The 20,490-nt window shown below is 63.3% G+C and carries 15 protein-coding genes, 1 tRNA gene and 1 pseudogene; 6 read left to right on the top strand and 11 right to left on the bottom strand.

From position 1 onward, the window contains the following. Positions 1 to 266 precede the first annotated feature (266 nt). A complete protein-coding gene (locus AC0L2X_RS12515; protein ID WP_292663848.1) occupies positions 267 to 557 on the bottom strand; it encodes a DUF1127 domain-containing protein in 291 nt (96 codons plus the stop codon). A gap of 227 nt (positions 558 to 784) precedes the next feature. Between AC0L2X_RS12515 and AC0L2X_RS12510 the strand changes: the two genes are divergently transcribed. The 3 genes from AC0L2X_RS12510 (at position 785) to AC0L2X_RS12500 (ending at position 4,533) form a co-directional block, all read left to right on the top strand. After that, the gene (locus AC0L2X_RS12510) at positions 785 to 1,741 is read left to right on the top strand and encodes a LysR substrate-binding domain-containing protein (RefSeq protein WP_023716458.1); all 957 of its coding nucleotides are present in this window, start codon (positions 785 to 787) and stop codon (positions 1,739 to 1,741) included. Positions 1,742 to 1,815: 74 nt separating this feature from the next. Next, a complete protein-coding gene (xseA, locus tag AC0L2X_RS12505) occupies positions 1,816 to 3,381 on the top strand; it encodes an exodeoxyribonuclease VII large subunit (RefSeq protein WP_473559554.1) in 1,566 nt (521 codons plus the stop codon). A 27-nt stretch (positions 3,382 to 3,408) separates the two neighbouring features. Continuing rightward, positions 3,409 to 4,533, top strand: coding sequence for a DmpA family aminopeptidase (locus AC0L2X_RS12500; protein WP_473559552.1), 1,125 nt, complete (start codon positions 3,409 to 3,411; stop codon positions 4,531 to 4,533). Positions 4,534 to 4,597: 64 nt separating this feature from the next. Here AC0L2X_RS12500 and AC0L2X_RS12495 read toward each other — a convergent pair whose 3' ends face one another. The 4 genes and pseudogenes from AC0L2X_RS12495 to AC0L2X_RS12480 form a co-directional block, all read right to left on the bottom strand. After that, a complete protein-coding gene (locus tag AC0L2X_RS12495; RefSeq protein WP_352488342.1) occupies positions 4,598 to 4,852 on the bottom strand; it encodes a hypothetical protein in 255 nt (84 codons plus the stop codon). Between the two features lie 508 nt (positions 4,853 to 5,360). Further along, positions 5,361 to 5,628, bottom strand: a pseudogene (locus AC0L2X_RS12490) (Atu4866 domain-containing protein). Between the two features lie 74 nt (positions 5,629 to 5,702). Then, on the bottom strand, positions 5,703 to 6,431 hold the full coding sequence (locus AC0L2X_RS12485; protein WP_473559550.1) for an SDR family oxidoreductase: 729 nt from the start codon (positions 6,429 to 6,431) through the stop codon (positions 5,703 to 5,705). Positions 6,432 to 6,521: 90 nt separating this feature from the next. Next, a complete protein-coding gene (locus tag AC0L2X_RS12480) occupies positions 6,522 to 7,274 on the bottom strand; it encodes an SDR family NAD(P)-dependent oxidoreductase (RefSeq protein WP_352564864.1) in 753 nt (250 codons plus the stop codon). 137 nt (positions 7,275 to 7,411) lie between these two features. On the opposite strand from AC0L2X_RS12480, the gene AC0L2X_RS12475 reads away from it, so the two are divergent. Continuing rightward, positions 7,412 to 8,320: a LysR family transcriptional regulator gene (locus AC0L2X_RS12475; protein ID WP_352488334.1), complete on the top strand. Its 909-nt coding sequence runs from the start codon at positions 7,412 to 7,414 to the stop codon at positions 8,318 to 8,320. Positions 8,321 to 8,379: 59 nt separating this feature from the next. Here the strand turns inward: AC0L2X_RS12475 and AC0L2X_RS12470 are convergent. Further along, a tRNA-His gene (locus AC0L2X_RS12470) sits at positions 8,380 to 8,456 on the bottom strand. A gap of 345 nt (positions 8,457 to 8,801) precedes the next feature. Beyond that, a complete protein-coding gene (locus AC0L2X_RS12465; protein WP_352488333.1) occupies positions 8,802 to 9,260 on the bottom strand; it encodes a phasin in 459 nt (152 codons plus the stop codon). A gap of 252 nt (positions 9,261 to 9,512) precedes the next feature. Here AC0L2X_RS12465 and AC0L2X_RS12460 point away from each other — a divergent pair, with 252 nt between their 5' ends. Next, the gene (locus AC0L2X_RS12460) at positions 9,513 to 13,256 is read left to right on the top strand and encodes a PAS domain S-box protein (RefSeq protein ID WP_473559547.1); all 3,744 of its coding nucleotides are present in this window, start codon (positions 9,513 to 9,515) and stop codon (positions 13,254 to 13,256) included. A gap of 279 nt (positions 13,257 to 13,535) precedes the next feature. On the opposite strand, the gene AC0L2X_RS12455 is transcribed toward AC0L2X_RS12460, so the two are convergent. Further along, positions 13,536 to 15,494 (bottom strand): acetoacetate--CoA ligase, encoded by a 1,959-nt coding sequence (locus AC0L2X_RS12455; protein ID WP_473599832.1) that lies wholly within the window; start codon positions 15,492 to 15,494, stop codon positions 13,536 to 13,538. Positions 15,495 to 15,676: 182 nt separating this feature from the next. Here AC0L2X_RS12455 and AC0L2X_RS12450 point away from each other — a divergent pair, with 182 nt between their 5' ends. Then, positions 15,677 to 17,527, top strand: a complete 1,851-nt coding sequence (locus tag AC0L2X_RS12450) for an AsmA family protein (RefSeq protein ID WP_473559543.1) — start codon at positions 15,677 to 15,679, stop codon at positions 17,525 to 17,527. A gap of 7 nt (positions 17,528 to 17,534) precedes the next feature. On the opposite strand, the gene AC0L2X_RS12445 is transcribed toward AC0L2X_RS12450, so the two are convergent. From AC0L2X_RS12445 to AC0L2X_RS12435, 3 genes are read right to left on the bottom strand one after another with little or no spacing between them, the layout of a single operon-like run. Next, the gene (locus AC0L2X_RS12445; protein ID WP_473559541.1) at positions 17,535 to 18,353 is read right to left on the bottom strand and encodes an ABC transporter permease; all 819 of its coding nucleotides are present in this window, start codon (positions 18,351 to 18,353) and stop codon (positions 17,535 to 17,537) included. Beyond that, positions 18,350 to 19,318: an ABC transporter permease subunit gene (locus AC0L2X_RS12440; protein WP_473559539.1), complete on the bottom strand. Its 969-nt coding sequence runs from the start codon at positions 19,316 to 19,318 to the stop codon at positions 18,350 to 18,352. The genes AC0L2X_RS12445 and AC0L2X_RS12440 overlap by 4 nt, the downstream gene beginning before the upstream one ends. A gap of 9 nt (positions 19,319 to 19,327) precedes the next feature. Then, a complete protein-coding gene (locus AC0L2X_RS12435) occupies positions 19,328 to 20,467 on the bottom strand; it encodes an ABC transporter ATP-binding protein (protein ID WP_473559537.1) in 1,140 nt (379 codons plus the stop codon). Between the last annotated feature and the right edge of the window lie 23 nt (positions 20,468 to 20,490).

Below are 20,490 nucleotides of genomic sequence, written 5' to 3'. Positions count from 1 at the left end.
CCGGACATATGGATGCAAGCGATCCGATCAGACCTGAGCCACACCTTGCAAGCAGGGGGCCGTCCACATATGGATCCTTGGGTCTGCACTCCGCTTCGCGTCGTTACGCCCAAGGATGACGAAGCAGAGGAAAAATGCCCGGTCCTGGGAGGACCGGGCAGCGCGCAGGCTGGCCGGGGGGATCCGGCAGGGAGTGGGGAGCCTGTGTAACTTGGTGGCGTCGTGCCTCAAAAGGTTTAACGCGCCCGAACGGCGAAACGACGCGATTACACCACCTTGCGGGCAATGTCCTCGATCGTTTCGGCGCGTTCGATGGCGATGACGCGAAGCCTCTCGGTCGGATCGCGGCCAAAGGGTACACCGACAGCGACATGCAGGTCGGCGCGGGTCAGGCCGATGTCGGCGAGCTCGGCATCCGACATCTCGCCGAGGCGATAAAAGGCGCGGCGGTTCTTCCAGGCGCGGTAAACATTGGCAGCGGCATTGGCCACGCGCGTCGCAACGGCCGGACGCGAAGTGATGCGCGAGGTCTCGGTAGCGAAATCAAACGTAGCCATGTCGGTCTCCTTCAACGGGCGAAACCGGTCGATCGGGCGCTGGCGACAGCGGCCGTTCCGGCTTCGATTCATCTAAGATGATGCATGTCGTTGCCCCATAACCGGTGACCACTTTTGGGCGACATGCATCGGCTTCATGTGGACGGTCGGAATTTGCCACGGCGCGATTGATTAATCCAACGAATGTTTCTAATCTTTAGCATCAGCATCAATGATGGATTAGGCCAATGAAAGCGCCGCTCGATCTCGATCAGTTGCAGACCTTCATCTCGATTGTCGACACCGGCAGCTTTACCCGCGCGGCGGAAGCGGTGCATCGCACCCAGTCTGCGGTGTCGATGCAAATGCGGCGGCTGGAGGAACGGATCGGCAAGCCGCTGTTCGAAAAAGACGGCCGCACCAACAGGCTGACCGAGGAAGGCGACCGGCTGCTCTCCTACGCAAGGCGGCTGCTCTATCTCAACAAGGAAACACTGGCCGCCTTCGACGACCGCCGGCTCGAAGGCACCATCCGCATCGGCACGCCGGACGACTATGCCGATCGCTTCCTGCCCGAGATCATGGCGCGGTTTGCCCGTTCCAACCCGCATGTCGAACTGACCGTTATCTGCGAACCGACGCCGGGACTGGTCGAACACATCAAGCGCGGCAATCTCGACCTGGCGCTGGTGACGCACAATGACGCGCGCGGCCAATCGGAAGTGGTGCGGCGCGAACCGCTGCTGTGGGTTACCTCGGCCAACCATGCGACGCATGAGCAGCCGATCCTGCCGATGGCCTTCGGCCGGCCGAACTGCATCTGGCGGCGGGCCGCCGCCGACGTGCTCGACCAGCAGAACCGCGACTACCGCATCCTGTTCACCAGCTTCTCGGCTACCGTCATCGCCGCCGCGGTGCTTTCCGGCCTGGCGATCTCGGTGCTGCCGGAATGCGCGCTCAGGCCCGGCATGCGGGTGCTGGGCGAGGCCGACGGTTTCGGCGCCCTGCCCGATTGCCGCATCGGCATCATGCGCGGCCAGACCTCGCGGCCGGAGATCGTCGATGCGCTCGCGCGCCACATTTCGGAAAGCCTGGACAACATTTCGGTGCCGCTCGGCGAGGAGACCGGGACGTTCGATTTCGCCGCGCTAGCCTTCGCCAAGATGAAGCGGACCAAGCCGAACCAGATCCTGCCGGGCTGGTGAAGGATCGCGCGATTGGGGCGAACATCGAACACGGCCGCCTTGACGGCGGCCAACAACCGTCCCCCAATCGGCCGATGAGCGACGCAGCATCCGAATCACGCACCAACGCCACCGAATACACGGTGAGCGAGATTTCCGGCGCGCTGAAGCGCACGGTCGAAGACGTCTTCGGCAATGTACGGGTGCGCGGCGAGATTTCCGGCTATCGCGGACCGCATTCCTCCGGCCATGCCTATTTCTGCCTGAAGGACGATCGCGCGCGGCTCGACGCCGTGGTGTGGAAGACCACGATGAGCCGGCTGAAATTCCGTCCCGAGGAAGGCATGGAGGTGATCGCCACTGGCCGGCTCACCACCTATCCCGGAAAATCCACCTACCAGATCGTCATCGACAATCTCGAGCCGGCCGGTGCCGGTGCGCTGATGGCGCTGCTGGACGAGCGCAAGCGCCGGCTGCAGGCCGAAGGCCTGTTCGACGCGGCGCGCAAGCGGCGGCTGCCATTCATGCCATGCGTCATCGGCGTCGTCACCTCGCCGACAGGCGCCGTCATCCGCGACATCATCCACCGCATCAAGGACCGGTTTCCGCTGCACGTGCTGGTCTGGCCGGTGCGGGTGCAGGGCGAGACGGCGGGTGCGGAGGTGACCGCTGCCGTCAACGGCTTCAACGCACTGCCGTGGGACGGCGCCATCGCGCGGCCCGATCTGTTGATCGTGGCGCGCGGCGGCGGCAGTCTGGAGGATCTGTGGGGCTTCAACGACGAAGCGCTCGCCCGGTCCGTCGCCGCTTCGGGCATTCCGGTGATTTCGGCCGTCGGCCACGAGACCGACTGGACGCTGATCGATCTGGCTGCGGATGTGCGGGCGCCGACGCCGACAGGCGCCGCCGAGATCGCCGTGCCGGTCAAAGTCGACCTCGAAGCGACGCTTGCCGGCCTTGGCGCGCGGTTGAAGACCGCACTGTCGCGCAATTTCGAACGCAAGCGGCAGGCGGCGCGCGCGGCCGCCCGTGCGCTGCCCTCGCCCGACCAGTTGCTGGCGCTGCCGCGGCGGCGCTTCGACGAGGCGACGAGCCGGCTCGGCCGGGCGCTGTCGGTCAGCGTCGAGCGAAAGCGGGGCAGGCTTCTGGGGCAGCGGCTGACGCCGGCCACCTTGTCGCGACGCATGAACGAAGCCCGCACGCTGACCCGCCGCGACCTCGCCCGTGCGCAAGCGGCGTTCTTTGCCATCGTGCGCGAGCGTCGGGCGCGGTTTTCGCGCACGGCCGCGAGACTGTCACCGGCGCCGATCGCCAGACGGCAGAAACTGCAAGGCGATGCCTTGCTGGCACTGACACGGCGGCAGGACCAGGCGATTTCGCGGCGGCTGGACCGGCTGCGTGGAAAACTGACGCAGGCCGACCGGCTGCTGGCGACGCTCTCGCACAAGGCCGTGCTGGCGCGAGGCTTCGCGCTGGTCAAGGATGCGGACGGCGCGGTGATCAAGCATGCGGCGGAAGTCGTGTCGGGAATGGCGCTTTCGCTGGAGTTTGCCGACGGCACCGCCGATGCAGTAGCCATCAGTGGCACGGCGCGGCCGAAGACGGTTGCCAAGCCCGCGGCCAAGCTCAAGGCGCCGGGCGGCCAAGGTTCGCTTTTCTGAGGAAGACCAAGACTTTTTGAGGGTGAAATGACCGACCCGCATCTTGCGACGCCCTCGGGCAAACTGCGCGCCCGTGCCTTCGCGATCCCATTCGATGGCATGCCAGGCCGCTTCAATGCCATCACCGATGTGCCCGGCGTGACGGTCGGCTATATGACGCTGGTCTCAGGGGACGGGCCGCTTGTCGTCGGCAAGGGTCCGGTACGCACCGGCGTGACCGCTATCCTGCCACGGCCCAGAGACGAGTTGGCCGTCCCGGCATTCGCCGGCGTGTTCAGCGCCAATGGCAATGGCGAACTGACCGGCTCGCATCTGATAGAGGAGCTCGGAGCGTTCAATCTTCCCATCACCATCACCAACACGCATTCCTGCGGCGTCAGCCGCGACGCTACGCTGCGCTGGATGCAGACGGTGCTGCCGCAGGCGCTCGACAGCGCCTGGGCGCTGCCGGTGGCGGGCGAGACTTATGATGGCTTCCTGAACGATATCAACGGCCATCATGTGAGCTTCGAGCACGTGTTTTCCGCGCTCGAAACGGCCGAAACCGGGCCGATCGAAGAGGGTAGCGTCGGCGGCGGCACCGGGATGATCACCTTCGGCTTCAAGGCGGGATCGGGCACATCTTCGCGCAGCGTCGAGTGGAACGGAGAGCGTTTTACGATCGGCTGCTTTGTCCAGTCGAATTTCGGTGCACGGCGAAACCTCGTGATCCGTGGCATCAGGGCCGGAGCGGAACTCGCCGAACCGGCGATCCGGGACAACACGCCGCGAGCGGAAAAGAGCTCGATCATCGCGATCGTCGCCACTGATGCGCCATTCATGCCGCATCAGATGAAACGGCTGGCGAAACGCGTGCCGCTCGGCGTCGCGCTGACCGGCGGCTATGGATACAATTCGTCCGGCGATATTTTTCTGGCCTTCAGCACGGCCAATGCCGATGCGGCGCACGGTGCAGCCGGCAAATTGGCCAGCGCCGGCTATATACCGGATGCCGACATCAACCCGTTCTTCGACGCCGTGGTTCAGAGCGTGGAGGAAGCAATCCTCAACGCTCTGGTCGCCAATGAAGACATGACCGGGCGCGACGGCAATTTCGTGCCGACGTTGCCGAAAGCATGGCTCGAGGAGAGATTTGGCAAGCTTGCGCGGTGATACGCTCGCGCAACTGCATCAGACAGGCGTTGATGGCCCGGCAGGGTTCAGCCGGGGCGATCCTTCAGCCAGCAGGCTTGTTCGAATGCAGCTCGTCCTGCTCGGCCTCGGCCGCCTCTTCGAGCCTCGAAGCAATGAGCTCCTGGATGTCGCCGACTTCTTCCTGAATATCCTCCAGGGGTATGCCGGCTTCGGCGGCCTTGGCCGCACATTCCCTGGCGAGGGTCTCGGCCTGCTTCTCGATCCTGGCTGGCGAGGGCTGGCAGTGGACTTTTTCGCCAATCCACCCGCGCAGGAACTCGATTGCGTGTTCACTCATACTGCTGTTTCCCTAGCGGCTATGCCGGTTGGTAATCATAAACGTCGGCATCTTCGAAAAGATGCGTGCTGCCATTCGCGCCGAGTCGGCTTCGCCCGGCAAGCCGAACTTGTCCGAGGTCCACAGAGCCGAAGGGAATGGAGGGTTCAAGGAGCACGTTCTAGTTCTTGAGGACTGATTCTCTCGACGAAACTTTCGACTCGCGCTATTGTTTCTATTTGCTTTTTTTCGGTTTTCAAGCCGTTTTAGATCACAATAGATGTCACAATAGCTAGCACATTTACCGCGCTCTCGCTGGCACGACGTAAAAGGCGAGCCGTCAAAGCCGCCGCTATATAGTGACAACCATTTGCAATGTCGACTCTGCTCGCGGTCCTGCTTCTTTCCGCCGCGCTTGCTGGGAGATATGTGGTGTGACGGGCCTTGCAGTGCAAGCTGCCGAGCGCCTCATGCAAGGCATGCAGTAGCGTCTTGTGGAACCCTGAAGTGCTTGTCTCAGGGCGGCTCTCTACCGCTGGCGATAAAGGATCATGCCGCCATGATAGAGGACGCCTTCGACGAACTCACCATCCGCGGTGAAGCCCGTATCGTCCCAGTATTCTATGTGGTTGCCCTGCACTTCATAGCGTCCCCGATAGGCGCTCTCGCGGTCGCCGCGCGCTTCGTCATAACGGCCGTTCGGCAGGAGTTCGTGCCTGATGGCGATCCTCGGTGACCCACATTCCGACATAGGGGTGATCTTGGTGCGTCATTGGTTTCCCCGCAAGGATTGGCATTGAAGGAAGGGGCAGGCCGGTTGGAGCTACAGCAACGGCAATACCCGCAAGCACTGCGGCCAAAGTGGATCGCATCAATGCGCCGCCTTCGTCGGACGCACGACGATCTCGTTGACGTCGACATCGTCGGGCTGTTCGATTGCGTAGCGCACTGCCCTGGCGATGGCATCGGGTTGCAGGGCAATAGCACGCCAGGTTTTCATGGCGGCAGCAGCGGCGTCGTCGGAGATCGTATTCGCCAGCTCGCTTTCCACCACGCCCGGATGAATGCAGGTTACGCGGATATCGTCACTCTCCTGGCGGAGCCCATCGGAAATCGCGCGGACAGCGTATTTCGTTGCACAATAGACAGCCGCCGTGGGCGAGACGGCCAGTGCGCCAATGGACCCGATATTGATGATGTGACCGGAGCCGCGTGCCGTCATCTCAGGCAGAACCGCTGCGATGCCGTACAGAACACCCTTGATGTTGACGTCCACCATCAGCTCCCACTCGTCGACCTTCATGGCTGCCATGGCCGACAGCGGCATGACGCCCGCATTGTTGACGATGACATCGACCTGGCCCCATTCGGCCCGGGCGGCGTCGGCGAATGCTGAGACATCCTCCCTCCTGGTGACGTCGAGCGCTCGCACGCGAACCGTTCCACCAGCCGCCTCGATTTCGGCCGCAAGCGCTTCAAGGCGGTCGGTGCGCCGCGCGCCGAGCATCAGCTTCGCACCTGCCGCGCCAAGCTCACGGGCAATGCCAGCACCGATGCCGCTGGAGGCACCGGTGATCAGAACAACTTTGTTCATGGTCATCGAGATGATCCTTTTGTTTGTGATTATTTTCACGATGTGACGAGACGGCGTGCGGGTGAGCTCCCGCGGTGCGCCGGCTCTATTGGGGACTCACTGGGCGGTGTAGCCGCCATCGACCAGAAGCAAGGCCCCGGTGATGAAACTGGACGCCGGCGAGGCCAGGAAGGCGATGGCCTCGGCAACTTCTTGCGGCTGGCCGATCCGGCCGATCGGATGCGCATCGCCGAAGCTGCGCAGCATCTCCCGGCCATTCTCCACCACGCCTTCCATGATGTCGGTTTCGATCACGCCAGGGGCAACGGCGTTGCAGCGAATGCCCATGCGCCCATATTCGATCGCGATCACCTTGGTCAGCTGTGCGACAGCTGCCTTGGAGGAGGCATAGGCCGCCTGCGTCTCGAAGGCCGCGACCGCCGAGATCGACGAGACATTGACGACCGCGCCGCCTCCACCAGCGACCATCAATTCCACTGCGGCACGGGCGGTGACGAAGCTGCCGCGCGCATTGATCTGCAGGATGCGGTCATAGTCGTCGACCGAGGTCTCCGTCAGACGCTTGTTGAGCGTGCGACCGGCATTGTTCACGACGATGTCCAATCGCCCGAAGCGCTTCGCCGCGAGTTCGACCGAGCGTCTGGCCAGAGCCTCGTCGGCGACATCGCCGACCAAGATCGCCACATCCTCGGCTTCCAATTCGCGTACGCTGTTGCTGAGATCGCTTGCGACGATCCGGGCGCCCCGCGCCCGCAGCAGTTCCGCCGTGCAGCGGCCGATGCCGCGTGCCGCGCCCGTCACGAGGGCGACTTTTCCATCCAGGTCCCAGGAGGAAGGCAGTGATGTCATGGGATATCTCCTTTGTCGGCCGGCTTCGGCTTGGATCGGGAGGATCAAGCCTTCTTGCCGTTGCGACAGAGATAGAGCCATGGCATTGTCGCGATAACCCGCCCGCTGTTAACCTCGATGGTAAGTTTTACTAACCAGTGGACATCGATCTCAATGCAATTGCCGTCTTCGTCGCGGTGGCCGAGGAACGCAATTTTCGCGCTGCGGCAGACCGGCTGGGCGTGACGCGCTCAGCGGTCAGCCAGAGCATCCTCAGGCTTGAACAGCGCCTTGGCATCGCTTTGCTGCAGCGCACGACACGCAGCGTCAACCTGACGGAAGCGGGCGAGCGCCTGCTGGCGAGCGTCGCACCGGCGATCGCCGACGTGAACGCGGCAATCGAAGCCACCACGGAGTTTCTGGACCGCCCGCGCGGCCGCCTGCGGATCGCAGTTTCGTCGATCGCAGAGGCCTTTCTGTCAGGACCGTTGCTGGCGTCCTTTGCAGAAAGGTTTCCCGAGGTGCATCTGGATATTGTCGTCACCGACGAGGAATTCGACATCGTCGCCGAAGGTTATGATGCGGGAGTGAGGCTCGGCGAAGTGATCGAGCAGGACATGATTGCCGTGCCCGTCTCAGGCGATCAGCGACAGATGGCCGTCTGCGCCCCGCGCTATCTCGAAAAGTTCGGCGCACCCGCCCATCCGCGCGAGCTTGTGGCGCATCGCTGTATCGGCTGGCGGCCGGCGCCTGGAGTTTCGCCCTACCGGTGGGAGTTTGGCGAGGACGGGCGCGAGTTCGATGTGGCGGTTGCGCCCGAGATCACGACCAATGATATGTGGCTGATGATCCGGCTGGCCGTTGCAGGCGCCGGGATCACGTTCGGCATGGCGGACACATTCCGCCCCTGGATCGACCGCGGCGAGCTCGTGCCAATCCTCGACGGCTATTTTTCGCCGTTTGCGGGTTTCTATCTTTATTTTCCCAGCCGACGGAATATCGCGCCGAACCTGCGAGCGCTCGTGGATCACCTGCACGGTGCGCGCCAGGCGCGGGACCGTGGGTGAGCGCTACGGGATCGTAGAGATCGCTTGGTGCTATTGCTCAGAAACCTGGCTGAGCTGAATGGTACCGTTGGCTGGGATCGAACCAGCGACCTCCGGATCCACAATCCGGCGCTCTAACCATCTGAGCTACAACGGCACACTTGCCCGAGCGAGATCCAGACGGAACGTTCATTCTCCGGGACCCGCTCTGTCGTTCGGCGATGCGTCCATACGGGCTATCGGAGTTTAATTCAAGGCTTTTGGCAAAGCAAAAGATCGCTCCGGCATCGCATCATTTTCGCCGGACAAAGAAAAAGGCCGGCGGGAGGAGGTGCCGGCCTTTTCCTGTTACGAGCCAGCGGGAGGAGGTGCTGGCTGGTCATCCCGGTGAGCAGAGGGAGGAGGTTCCACCCGCCGGGTATTCACTTAAACCACTATATCGCACACCTATTTGTCTGACGAAATGCGACCTTTTGATGCATCGTCAATTTGTGCGCAAATATTAGGCGATCTTGATTTCTTTCACGGCCTTCTCGAAGGCGGTCTTGATCGGCTTGGATACGTCCTCGGCCGCCTTGGCAGCAACCGCCTGGAAGTCCTTGGCCTGCTCGACGGTCATTTCGACGCCTTTGCGCAGGAACGCGGTCTGCAGTTCGACGACTTCCGACAGCGACTTGGCGCCGATCAGGGCTTCGAAATGCGAGAAGCCGGCTTCGGCATTGGCGCGCAGGGCGGCGATGGTCTTGAGCGACAGCTCGCTGGAAGCGGTCTTGGCGGTCTCGTAGGTCGACTCCAGAGCCTTCTGGGTCTCCTCGGCGCCGGTCTTCAGCTTGGCATAGGCCTCTTTCGACTGCTCGACGCCCTTTTCGGCGAAGGCACGGATCTGGTCGGTGGCCTTGGAAGCGTCGAAGCTCGGGAATTCAACGTTTTCAATCGTTTCAGCGGTCTTGGTCCTGGACATTTTCCATCCTTTTCAGCGGCAGCGACTTTGACGAAAAGCCGTCTCGTTCATGTATCATGGCAATATAAAGGCAATTTTTGTGCGATGCAACATGTTTGTTGCATCGCACCATAAATTGTTTGTTCGTGGCGTTAACCACGCGCCTAGAGATTCCATTGGTTGCACGCTATGACTTGTGGACCTTCGCGCCGTCGGCTTTTATTAACAAAGCGTTAACCGCAAATTGCCCGCTCTGTGAGGGTCGCCAAGCGCATGCCGGCTGAAAACTACTCCTTCCTCGATGTCGCCGTGCTCGACGCCGTCCGCCTGCGCTTCGCCGCAGGCGACGCGATCGCCATTCTGTCGGCAGATCTCGAGCAGGTGATCTGGGCCAACGGCCCCGGCGCAGCGGTATTCGGCTATCCCGACATCGGTGCGATCATCGGCGCCTCGGCAGGTTTGCCGCTGATCGCCAGGCGCCAGATCATGGCGACCAGCGGCTTTCCGCGGATCGGCCGCGACCGTGCCATCACGGTCCGGCTGGCGACCGGCCTGACCAGCCGCGCGGTCGGCTTCCTGGCCAGCGCGGTGACCATGCCCGATGGCGAGGAAGCAATCATGCTGGCGCTGCCGGCGGCGCAGACCGGCTCGCGCAGCGCGGCCGAGATCGCCGATCGCGCCATCGGTGGCTTTACCGAAGACGGCCACTACATCGCCTTTGTCGACGCCAAGGGCAATATCGACGCCGCATCGGACGGCTTTTCGGCGCTCGGCATCCGGCCCGAGACGCTGGCCGCGCTTGTCGCCGACGTGGCGAACGAGAGCGACCGCATCGTCAAGCGCCTGGTTCCGGGTGGATCCAGCTCCTATCCGGCGGGCCTTGCCCGGCTGACGGACGAGCGGCACCTGCTGGTGGTGATCGACGAGGACCGGCTTGACGGCGAGGCCCCTGATGGCGAGCGCGCCAGCGCGGAAACCGAGGCAGCACCGGCACCGAGCGGTGGCGATCTTCCCCAGCCAACGGATCAGGACAACGAGCAGCCAATCGCCGGCACCGGCGCGGCGGAGATCGACCTTGCAGCGATGGAAGGCACTTCGGCGTCGGCGCAGCACGAACCTGTCGACGCTGCCGACGATCAACGCACGGTTGGCGAAGCGCCGACGCAGCATGACCATTGGTACTTCAATGCCGGCGACGGCGCGCAGGTCCCGCCCGGGGCAGCTGCGTCCGGCAAAGTCGAGACCAGCCCGGACGCTTCGCAGGCCGGCGCGGATACTTCGCCGGAAAGTGCCGCAAAAGCCACCAAAGCCGCCTCCCCGGCAGAACACCGCGCTTCGGCGATCGATCGCACCGCCGCGCCCATGCGTTTCGTCTGGCGTACCGACGCGGAGGGCCGGTTCAGTGCCCTGTCGCCGGAATTTGCCGAACTCGTCGGCAAGTCTGCCGCCGACGTGATCGGCCGCCGCTTCGAGGATGTTTCGGCCGCCTATGGCCTCGATGCTTCTGGCGAGATTGCCGGCCTGCTCGAACGGCGCGACACCTGGTCCGGCCGCTCCGTGCTGTGGCCGGTCGCCGGCACCGATCTGAAGATACCCGTCGATCTGGCGGCGCTCCCGGTTTACAGCCGCAGCCGCGTTTTCGAAGGTTTTCGCGGTTTCGGCGTGGCCAGGAGCGGCGATGCGGTGGCCGATCCCGATGCCGTCGGCATGGCCCTTGTCGCCGAGGAGAAACCTGCCGCGACCATCGGGCCGAAAGCCGTCGAACCTCTCCCCGAGACACCTAAACCCGCCGATCCGTTCAGGGGCGAAGTGCCTGCATTGACCATCGTGCCAAAGCCCGAGCGGCGCTTCGCCGACAAGGTGATCCGGCTGGCCGAGCATCGGCAGCCGGCCAACGACAAGGGCCTGTCAACGCTGGAACGCAGCGCGTTTCGCGAGATTGGCGAGCGTCTCAAGAAGGACAGCACCCCGGCCGAAGAACAGCCCAGCGCCGGAAAGCAGAAGCCGGTTGAGAAAGTCGAGGCAGCCGGCAAGGCCGACGAGCCAAAGCTGAAAGAAGCCGGCCCGACGGACAAGGGTGAGATGCCGGCGCCAGCTCCGGAAAGCGAGGCTGCTGCCGCCGAACCGCCCGAGGCCGATGCCGAGGACCGGAAGGATCTTGCCCGGCTCGACGGCGAGCAGCCCGATGAGGCGGAAGCAGAGGTGCAAGCCGGCGAACCCGTCATACGCCCTGTTTCCGGATCGCTGCTCGACTATGCCGACCGCGAACCAAGCGATGAAGCACAGGAAGGCGTTGAGCCCAGCACGAACCGTCGAACGATCGTCGCCGAAGCGCCGCGGGATGACGACGACAGCATGACGGCCGAAGATTTCCGTGACGCCGAGGACAGCGAGGATTGGTCCGAGGATGGCGCAGCCGCAGCCGAAATTGCCGGCCAGGTGCCGCCCAGCGAGCGGCCGCAGGCACCACCGCTCAAACTCGACGGCTTCGTGCCGTCGGCGTTTGCCGGAGAGGACAACAAGGGGCCGGATACCTCGATCCTCGGCAAGCTGCCAGTGCCGGTGCTTATCCATTCCGGCGACCAGCTGCATTACGCGAACGACGAATTCCTCGGCTTGACCGGCTATGCAACGCTCAATGACCTGGACGAGGCCGGCGGGCTCGGCGCGCTGTTTGCCGACCCTTATGCGGACGACGGCAGTTCCGACGGCGGCGACCGCGCTCTGCGGCTGAAGACGCGCGACGGTCAGGAGTTTCCGATCGACGCGATTTTACGCTCCGTCCCCTGGGGAAACGGCAAGGCGCTGATGCTGGTCGTACGCCGTTCCGGCGACGACGAGGCAGCAGCCATTCCACATGGCGCCGCCGACGACCAGACGCAGCCGGATGTTTCCGAGCTCAAGGCACGCATTGCCGAAATGCGCACCATCATCGACACCGCCACCGACGGCGTCGTGCTGATCGGCCGTAACGGAACGATCCGTTCAATTAGCCGTCCGGCGGAGGCGCTGTTCGGCTTCGACAGCGACGAGGTGACCGGCAAACCGTTCGTCTCGCTGTTCGCGATCGAAAGCCAGCGCGCGGCGCGTGACTATCTCGAGGGCTTGTCGGAGCCCGGCGTTGCAAGCGTGATGAACGATGGCCGCGAGGTGATCGGACGCGAGGCGCAGGGGCGCTTCATTCCGCTGTTCATGACCATCGGCAGGCTGCCCAACGACAGCGGCTTCTGTGCGGTGGTGCGCGATATCACCCAGTGGAAGCGCGCCGAAGAGGACCTGACCCAGGCGCGCGCGGTCGCCGAACGCGCCTCGTCGCAGAAGACCGATTTTCTGGCCCGCATCAGCCATGAGATCCGCACGCCGCTCAACGCCATCATTGGCTTTTCCGAGCTGATGGTCGACGAGAAATTCGGGCCGGTGGCCAATGACCGCTATCGCGACTATCTGCGCGACATCAATCGTTCGGGCAACCACGTGCTCGATCTGGTCAACGACCTGCTCGACATTTCGAAAATCGAGGCCGGCCAGCAGGAGATGGCCTACGAGGCGGTGTCGCTCAACGACACGCTGGCCGAAACCGTGGCGATGATGCAGCCGCAAGCCAACCGGGAACGCGTCATCATCCGCTCCAGCTTCGCCTCGCGGCTGCCGGAAGTGGTGGCCGATCTGCGCAGCGTGCGGCAGATCGCGCTCAACATCCTGTCGAACGCCGTCCGCTACACGCAGGCCGGCGGCCAGGTGATCGTGTCGACGGCCTACGAGATCTCCGGCGATGTCGTCATGCGCGTGCGCGATACCGGCATCGGCATGAGCCAGTCCGAGATCGAGCAGGCGCTGAAGCCGTTCAAGCAAATCAATGCGCTGAAGCGCGGCCGAGGCGACGGCACCGGTCTCGGGCTGCCGCTGACCAAGGCGATGGTCGAAGCGAACCGGGCCCGGTTCACCATCAACTCGACGCCCGGCGAGGGAACCCTGGTCGAAGTCGCCTTTCCCTCGACCCGCGTGCTCGCCGGTTAGCTATGGTTGCGCAAAGAAAAAAGGCGTCCAACAGGACGCCTTGAATGATAGAATTGCTGTCACAACGGGGCTTGAGCGAATCAGATCCTCTGGGGCTGGAGGACGGGATTTCTCCCTCAAGTTACGCACGACTATCGATGCCGGGCCTTAACAAATCCTTACCGCCACGCCGGAAAATTTACCAATGTGTACCACTCATGAAATCTAGGTAAATTCCGAAGAGATAATTCGTTAACGATATCGGAGACCTCAAAACGGGCTCCACCTTGGACGCCAGGGTCAGTCGGCAAGCTGCGGCAGGTTGCGGAAGAGCTCGAGCGCTTCGGGATTGGCGAGCGCTTCCTTGTTCTTGATGGCGCGGCCATGGACCATGTCGCGTACCGCGAGCTCGGTGATCTTGCCCGATTTGGTCCGCGGAATATCGGCGACGGCGACGATCTTGGCCGGCACGTGGCGCGGGCTCGCCCCGGTGCGGATTTTCGCGCGGATGCGTTTTTCCAGCTCGGCATCGAGCTCGACGCCGGCCGCCAGCCGCACGAACAGCACGACACGAACGTCATTGTCGAAATCCTGGCCGATGCATAGTGCTTCGAGGATTTCCGGCATTTGCTCGACCTGATTGTAGATCTCCGCTGTGCCGATCCTGACACCGCCCGGGTTGAGCGTGGCGTCGGAACGGCCATGGATGATCAGGCCGCCGTGGGCGGTCCATTCGGCGAAATCGCCGTGGCACCAGACATTGTCGAAACGTTCGAAATAGGCGGCTTTGTATTTCCTGCCGTCAGGGTCGTTCCAGAAGCCGATCGGCATCGCCGGAAACGCCTTGGTGCAGACGAGCTCGCCCTTCTCCTGGCGGAGCGGCCGGCCGTCATCGTCCCAGACATCGACGGCAAGGCCGAGGCCGGGCCCCTGGATCTCGCCGGTCCATACCGGTTCGATCGGCACGCCGAGCACGAAGCAGGAGACGATATCGGTGCCGCCGGAAATCGAAGCCAGATGCACGTCCCTCTTGATGCCGTCATAGACGAAGCGGAAATCTTCCGGCGATAGCGGCGAGCCGGTCGAGGAGATGGTGCGCACGCTGGAAAGATCATGCGTGCGGATCGGCTTCAGGCCGGCCTTGCGCACGGAATCGATGAATTTGGCCGAGGTGCCGAAATAGGTCATCTTTTCGGCGTCGGCGAAGTCGAACAGCGCATTGCCGTCCGGGTAGAACGGCGAGCCGTCATAGAGCAGCAAGGTGGCGCCCGATGCCAGGCCCGACACCAGCCAGTTCCACATCATCCAGCCGCAGGTGGTAAAATAGAAGAAGCGGTCGCCGTCGAGCAGGCCGGCATGCAGCCGTTCTTCCTTAACGTGCTGGATCAGCGTGCCCCCGGCCGAATGGACGATGCATTTGGGGATGCCGGTGGTGCCTGACGAAAACAGGATGTAGAGCGGATGCGAAAACGGCAGCCTTTCGAAGGCGACGGACTTAGCGGCGAAGGGTGACAGCGCATCTTCCAGCGCGGCCGCCTTGCCGATGGTCGCCGCGACGTCGAACGAGGTGCCGAGATAATCGACGATCAGGACCTTGCGCACGGTGGCGAGCTTGCCCGCCACGGCCGCGATCTTGTCGGCGACTTCGATCGCCTTGCCATTGTACCAGTAACCGTCCGGCGCGATGAATATGACAGGCTCGATCTGGCCGAACCGGTCAAGCACCCCCTGCTCACCGAAATCCGGGGAGCAGGACGACCAGACGGCGCCGATCGAGGCGGCCGCCAGCATCGCCGCAACAGTCTCCGGCATGTTGGGCATCATCGCGGCGATGCGGTCGCCTTTCTTCACCTTGAGCGACAGGAAAAGCTGCTGCAGGCGCGAGGTCAGCGCATGCAGTTCGTTCCAGGACAGCCGCCGCTCGACCTTGTCCTCGCCGCGAAAGACGATTGCGTCGCCAGGCCCGGTTTTCTTGAGGAGATTCTCGGCGAAGTTCAGCTTCACGTCAGGGAAGAAGGTCGCGCCGGGCATCTTGTCGCCATCGACCAGCACGCGTTCGCCCCTATCGCCGACGATGCCACAAAAGTCCCAGACCAGGCCCCAGAAGGTCTCGCGGTCATCGATCGACCAGCGATGCAGGTCGGTATAGGAGGAGAAAACCTCGCCGGCCATACTCGCCGCGGCGTTCATGAAGGCGGTCATCGGCGCCGCGTCGATCTGCTCTTGCGTCGGGATCCAGAGCGGTGCGTCGTCAGCCATCATTGTTCCTCCGCAGCCTGTATCGCTTATGCATATCGCGATGCAGCAGAGCAAGATTTTGTTGGACCGTGCCGGTCAGGGTGTGCGCAAATGCCATCGCCGGGCCATAAAGACTTGAAATGCGTCAGCCGTCGGTTACACCCGTCGGGCGATTTTGTCGGAATGGAAGCATACGGGGCGATATGCCATCACCTTTGATCCGACGCGGAATATGGGCGATCGGCGCGGCCGTCATCGTCATCGCGCTGGTTGTCGCAGCCTTGCCGTTGATCGCCTCGACCCGCATCGTACGCGATCGTATCGCGTGGGAAATGAGCGCCTGGAGCGGTTTCCGGGTCACCATCGACGGCGCGCCGCGCATCGAGGTCTGGCCGAATTTCCGGGCGATCCTGAGCGACGTGACACTGTCGCAATGGACAGAGACGGATGCGCCGCCGGTGGTCGAAGCCGAACGGGTCGAGGTCGACCTCTCGGCCATGGCGGCGCTGCGTGGCGACGTGGTGTTTTCGACGGCGCGGCTGGTGCGACCGACGATCAGGGTCCAGCGTACCGCGAGCGGGTTTTTCCTGCCTGCGATTCCCAGCGGCGGGCGCATTACGCGTTCGATCGATGCTGCCCGCGCGGTGATCAACACAAATCCCGCCAAGCCGGATCTCGGCAAGCTGCCGACAGATCCGTTCGGCACAGTCGAGTTCAGGGACGGCCGCGTGGTGGCTGCCATCGGCGGCAAGGACCAGGAGATATTGAGCAGCCTGAGCGGCCAGGCGAACTGGGCGGCGATGAACAGCAATGCGACGCTGTCGGCGACCGGGATATGGCGCGGCGAAAGCGTTGCCATCGACGCCGCATCGCCGAACCCGCTCGTGCTGTTTGGTGGCGGCACAGCACCGGCCACATTTTCCTTCAAGGCGGCACCGGCCAGTTTTTCGTTCGACGGCCGCGCCAGCATGTCGGAGAACGGCTATTTCGACGGCCAGGCAAAATTCGCCGCACCTTCGCTCCGACGCGTGCTCGAATGGTCGCAGGCCGGCATCGCGCCCGGTGCCGCAATCGGCTCGATCTCGGTTTCAAGCAAGATCACGGCGACGGCCGGGCGGGTCAAATTCGAAAACACGGCCCTGACCCTCGACAACAACCCGGGAATGGGTGCGCTGGACTTCACCTATGGTGAGGCACTGCCGGTGATCTCCGGCACACTTGCCTTCGATACGCTCGACCTCAGATCGTTTCTCTCCGCCTTTACGCCGGTGCCGTCCGCCGGCGGCACCGGTCCGGGCGAAATCGACACAAGCTTCGCCGACCGGATCAATCTCGATCTCAGGCTGTCGGCGGCGCATGCCACCGCCGGCGCCATCCAGCTTGCCGACGTCGCCGCCACCGCCCAGGTCAAGAACGGCCTTGCCGTCTTCGACATCTCGGATGCATCCGCCTTTGGCGGCAACGTCCAGAGCAGCGTCCGTTTCGACCGCAAGCCCGCCGGCACGGAAGTCGAGATCCGGCTGCTTGCTTCCGATATCGACGGCGGCGCTTTCGGCACCGCGGCCGGAATGACGCGGCTGGTGCCGATCGGCACTGGAACCGTTTCGGTCATCCTCAAGGGGCCTGGCAGAACCTGGGACTCGATTTTCGACAACGCCAATGGCTCGCTGTCGGCGACGTTCGGCGCGGGTGCGCTGAGCCGGCTTAACCTGCCGGCGTTCCTCAAGCACACCGAACAGGGCGGATTCTTCGCGCTGGACGACGTCTCGGACGGAACGCTGCCGATCGACGGGGCCGAGCTCAAGGCGAGCATTTCGAACGGCGTGGCGCGCATCGACAAGGCCGAGGTGAATTCCGCGCAATACAAGATCTGGCTTTCCGGCATCGCATCCTATGCCGGACGCGGGCTGGCGCTGTCCGGCGGCATCGTCCAGCCCAGCCAGGCTGCCACGCAGACGGACGGCCAGGCGCCCAAGCAGTCGTCGTTCTTCGTCGGTGGCACGTGGAGCACGCCGTTCATCTCGCCGATAAGCCGCGGCGTCTCGGGAGAGTAGCGAGCCTTCAACCTCGCTGCGCGGCCCGCTCGTCGCGCTGGCGCTGCACCTCGCGGCGTTTGTTTGCGAGTGAAGCGATGATCACGCCAACTGCGACGACCGCGATCAAGATAGTGCAGGCCGCGTTGATTTCCGGCGTCACGCCAAGGCGAACCTGGCTGTAGATCTTCATCGGCAGCGTCGTGGCGCCGGGTCCAGAGGTGAAGCTGGCAATAACCAGATCGTCGAGCGACAGGGTGAAGGCCAGCATCCAGCCGGAGACGATAGCCGGCATGATAACCGGCAGCGTGATCTGGACGAAGGTCTTCACCGGTGGCGCGCCGAGGTCCATCGCGGCCTCTTCCAGCGAACGATCGAAAGTGATCAGGCGCGACTGAACCACCACCGCAACGAAGCACATGGTAAGCGTGGTGTGGGCAAGCGTCACCGTGAGAAAGCCGCGGTCGAGGCCGACGGCGACGAAGAGCAGCAGCAGCGACAGGCCGGTGATGACTTCCGGCATGACCAGCGGCGCAAACACCATGCCCGAAAACAGCAGCCGGCCGCGAAAGCGCGTGTAGCGTGTCAACGTGAGCGCCGCCAGCGTGCCGAGCACGGTCGCCACGGTGGCCGAGATGACGCCGACGCGGGCCGTGACCCAGGTGGCGTCCATCAGACCCCGGTTGTGAAACAGCGACACGTACCATTTCGTCGAGAAGCCGCCCCAGACGGTGACCAGCTTCGACTCGTTGAAAGAGAACACGACGAGCAGGACGATCGGCAGGTAAAGAAAGGCAAAGCCGAGCACGATCGATGTGATGTTGAAGCGGCTCCAGGTCGCGTTCATTGGTCCTGCTCCTGGGCACGCGCCTGGGCTCGCTGGAAGAGCATAATCGGCACGATCAGCAGCAGCAGCAAGATGACGGCAACCGCGGACGACACCGGCCAGTCGCGGTTGGCGAAGAACTCGTTCCACAGCGTCCTGCCGATCATCAGTGTCTGCGAGCCCCCGAGCAGGTCGGGAATGACGAACTCGCCGACGGCAGGAATGAACACCAGCAGGCAGCCGGCGATGACGCCGGGCAGCGACAGCGGAAAGGTGATCTTCCAGAAGGCGCTGGTCGGCGGGCAGCCGAGATCCTTGGCGGCCTCGATCAGTGAATAGTCCATCTTCTCCAAGGACGAATAGAGCGGCAGCACCATGAACGGCAGATAGGAGTAAACGATGCCGATGAAGATCGCCGTATAGGTGTTGAGGATGATCAGCGGCTGGCTGATGATGCCGGTGGCGAGCAGCAGCTGGTTGAGCAGGCCCTCGGGCTTGAGGATGCCAATCCAGGCGTAGACACGGATCAGGAACGAGGTCCAGAACGGCAGGATCACCAGCATCAGCAAGGTCGGGCGAATCGTCGCCGGGGCGCGCGCCATGCCATAGGCTATGGGATAGCCGACCAGCAATGTCAGGACCGTCGAGATGGCGGCGACGATGACGCTCGTCACATAGGCATTGAAATACAGCGCGTCCTGCGTCAGCCAGGTATAGTTGTCGAAATTCAGTGCGCCGAATTCCGAAACAAACCCGGAAATGCCGCTGCGGAAATCAAGCACCGGCGTGTAGGGCGGCATGGCGATCGCCGTCTGCGACAGCGAAATCTTGAAGACGATGATGAAGGGAACGAGAAAGAAGAACAGCAGCCAGAGATAGGGCACGATGATGACGAGCCGGCTAACGAGGGCCGCTCCCAGCCTGACCAAGGCGGATTTGCCGGCAGCGCTTGCCGGAGAGCTTGTTGCGGCGGTGACAGCGGACATGATCAGTCCCTACCGTGTCAGGACGACGCCGGCGTCGGGGCGGAAAGAAACCCAGGCGCGGTCGTTCCAGGTCAATGGGTCCTCGGTGAGGCGTGCCGCGTTCATGGTGCTCGCCCGCACGACCTGACCGTCATCCAGCCTGACGTGATAGACGGTCATGTCGCCGAGATAGGCTATGTCGTAGACCTCGCCCTCGATGGCGTTGACGGCACCGGCCGGTTTCATGGAGGACACCTTGATCTTCTCCGGCCTGATGGCGAAGGTGACGGATGTTCCGGCGGCGGCACTGCCCGCATTTTCGGTCCGGATAGTGATGCCGTTGCCGGCATCGATGCTCGCACTGCCGGCCTCGCCAGCCGCGATCTTGCCGTCGAACATATTCACATTGCCGACGAAGCCGGCGACGAAGCGGGAACCCGGCGCCTCGTAGACCTCGGCCGGCGTCGCCACCTGCATCACCTCGCCCTTGTCGATGATGGCGATGCGGTCGGCCATCGTCATCGCCTCTTCCTGATCATGGGTGACGACGACGAAGGTGAGGCCGAGGTTCTGCTGCAAATCCATCAGCTCGAACTGGGTTTCCTCGCGCAGCTTCTTGTCCAGCGCGCCAAGCGGCTCGTCGAGCAGCAGGACTTTCGGCCGCTTGGCCACCGAGCGGGCGAGCGCGACGCGCTGGCGCTGGCCGCCCGACAATTGGTGCGGCTTGCGCTTGGCGAACTGCTCGAGCTTGACCAGCTTCAGCATCTCGGCGACGCGCTTGTCGATGTCGGCCTTGGCCATACCTTCCTGCTTGAGGCCGAAGGCGATGTTGTTCTCGACCGTCATGTGCGGAAACAAGGCGTAGGACTGGAACATCATGTTGACCGGCCGCCGGTAGGGCGGAATGCCGCGCAGATCCTGGCCGTCGAGCAGGATGCGGCCGGCGGTCGGCTCCTCGAAGCCGGCGAGCATCCTGAGCAGCGTCGATTTCCCGCAGCCTGAGGCTCCGAGCAAGGCAAAGAATTCGCGTTCGAAGATGGTCAGCGACAGATTGTTGACCGCAGTGAACTCACCGAATTTCTTGGTGACGTTGTCGAACTGGATGTATGGCTTGGCGTTCGGATCGTTCCATGGCGCGAAATCCCTGCGGATGCTGCCAAGCGATTTCATGTCCCACTCCGTCCTGCTGCTTG

Source organism: Mesorhizobium sp. WSM4828 (genome assembly GCF_055811175.1).
The sequence above is the reverse complement of the archived record's forward strand: the minus strand, read 5'-3'. Positions and strand labels throughout refer to the sequence as shown.

Bases quoted from the DNA above. Each gene is read 5' to 3' on its own strand.
- AC0L2X_RS12450 (WP_473559543.1), top strand. From the start codon at position 15,677: ATGCCATCACCTTTGATCCGACGCGGAATATGGGCGATCGGCGCGGCC.
- AC0L2X_RS12515 (WP_292663848.1), bottom strand. From the start codon at position 557: ATGGCTACGTTTGATTTCGCTACCGAGACCTCGCGCATCACTTCGCGT.
- AC0L2X_RS12510 (WP_023716458.1), top strand. From the start codon at position 785: ATGAAAGCGCCGCTCGATCTCGATCAGTTGCAGACCTTCATCTCGATT.
- AC0L2X_RS12460 (WP_473559547.1), top strand. From the start codon at position 9,513: ATGCCGGCTGAAAACTACTCCTTCCTCGATGTCGCCGTGCTCGACGCC.
- AC0L2X_RS12435 (WP_473559537.1), bottom strand. From the start codon at position 20,467: ATGAAATCGCTTGGCAGCATCCGCAGGGATTTCGCGCCATGGAACGAT.
- AC0L2X_RS12500 (WP_473559552.1), top strand. From the start codon at position 3,409: ATGACCGACCCGCATCTTGCGACGCCCTCGGGCAAACTGCGCGCCCGT.
- AC0L2X_RS12440 (WP_473559539.1), bottom strand. From the start codon at position 19,318: ATGTCCGCTGTCACCGCCGCAACAAGCTCTCCGGCAAGCGCTGCCGGC.
- AC0L2X_RS12445 (WP_473559541.1), bottom strand. From the start codon at position 18,353: ATGAACGCGACCTGGAGCCGCTTCAACATCACATCGATCGTGCTCGGC.
- AC0L2X_RS12485 (WP_473559550.1), bottom strand. From the start codon at position 6,431: ATGACCATGAACAAAGTTGTTCTGATCACCGGTGCCTCCAGCGGCATC.
- AC0L2X_RS12455 (WP_473599832.1), bottom strand. From the start codon at position 15,494: ATGGCTGACGACGCACCGCTCTGGATCCCGACGCAAGAGCAGATCGAC.
- AC0L2X_RS12465 (WP_352488333.1), bottom strand. From the start codon at position 9,260: ATGTCCAGGACCAAGACCGCTGAAACGATTGAAAACGTTGAATTCCCG.
- xseA (WP_473559554.1), top strand. From the start codon at position 1,816: ATGAGCGACGCAGCATCCGAATCACGCACCAACGCCACCGAATACACG.
- AC0L2X_RS12495 (WP_352488342.1), bottom strand. From the start codon at position 4,852: ATGAGTGAACACGCAATCGAGTTCCTGCGCGGGTGGATTGGCGAAAAA.
- AC0L2X_RS12480 (WP_352564864.1), bottom strand. From the start codon at position 7,274: ATGACATCACTGCCTTCCTCCTGGGACCTGGATGGAAAAGTCGCCCTC.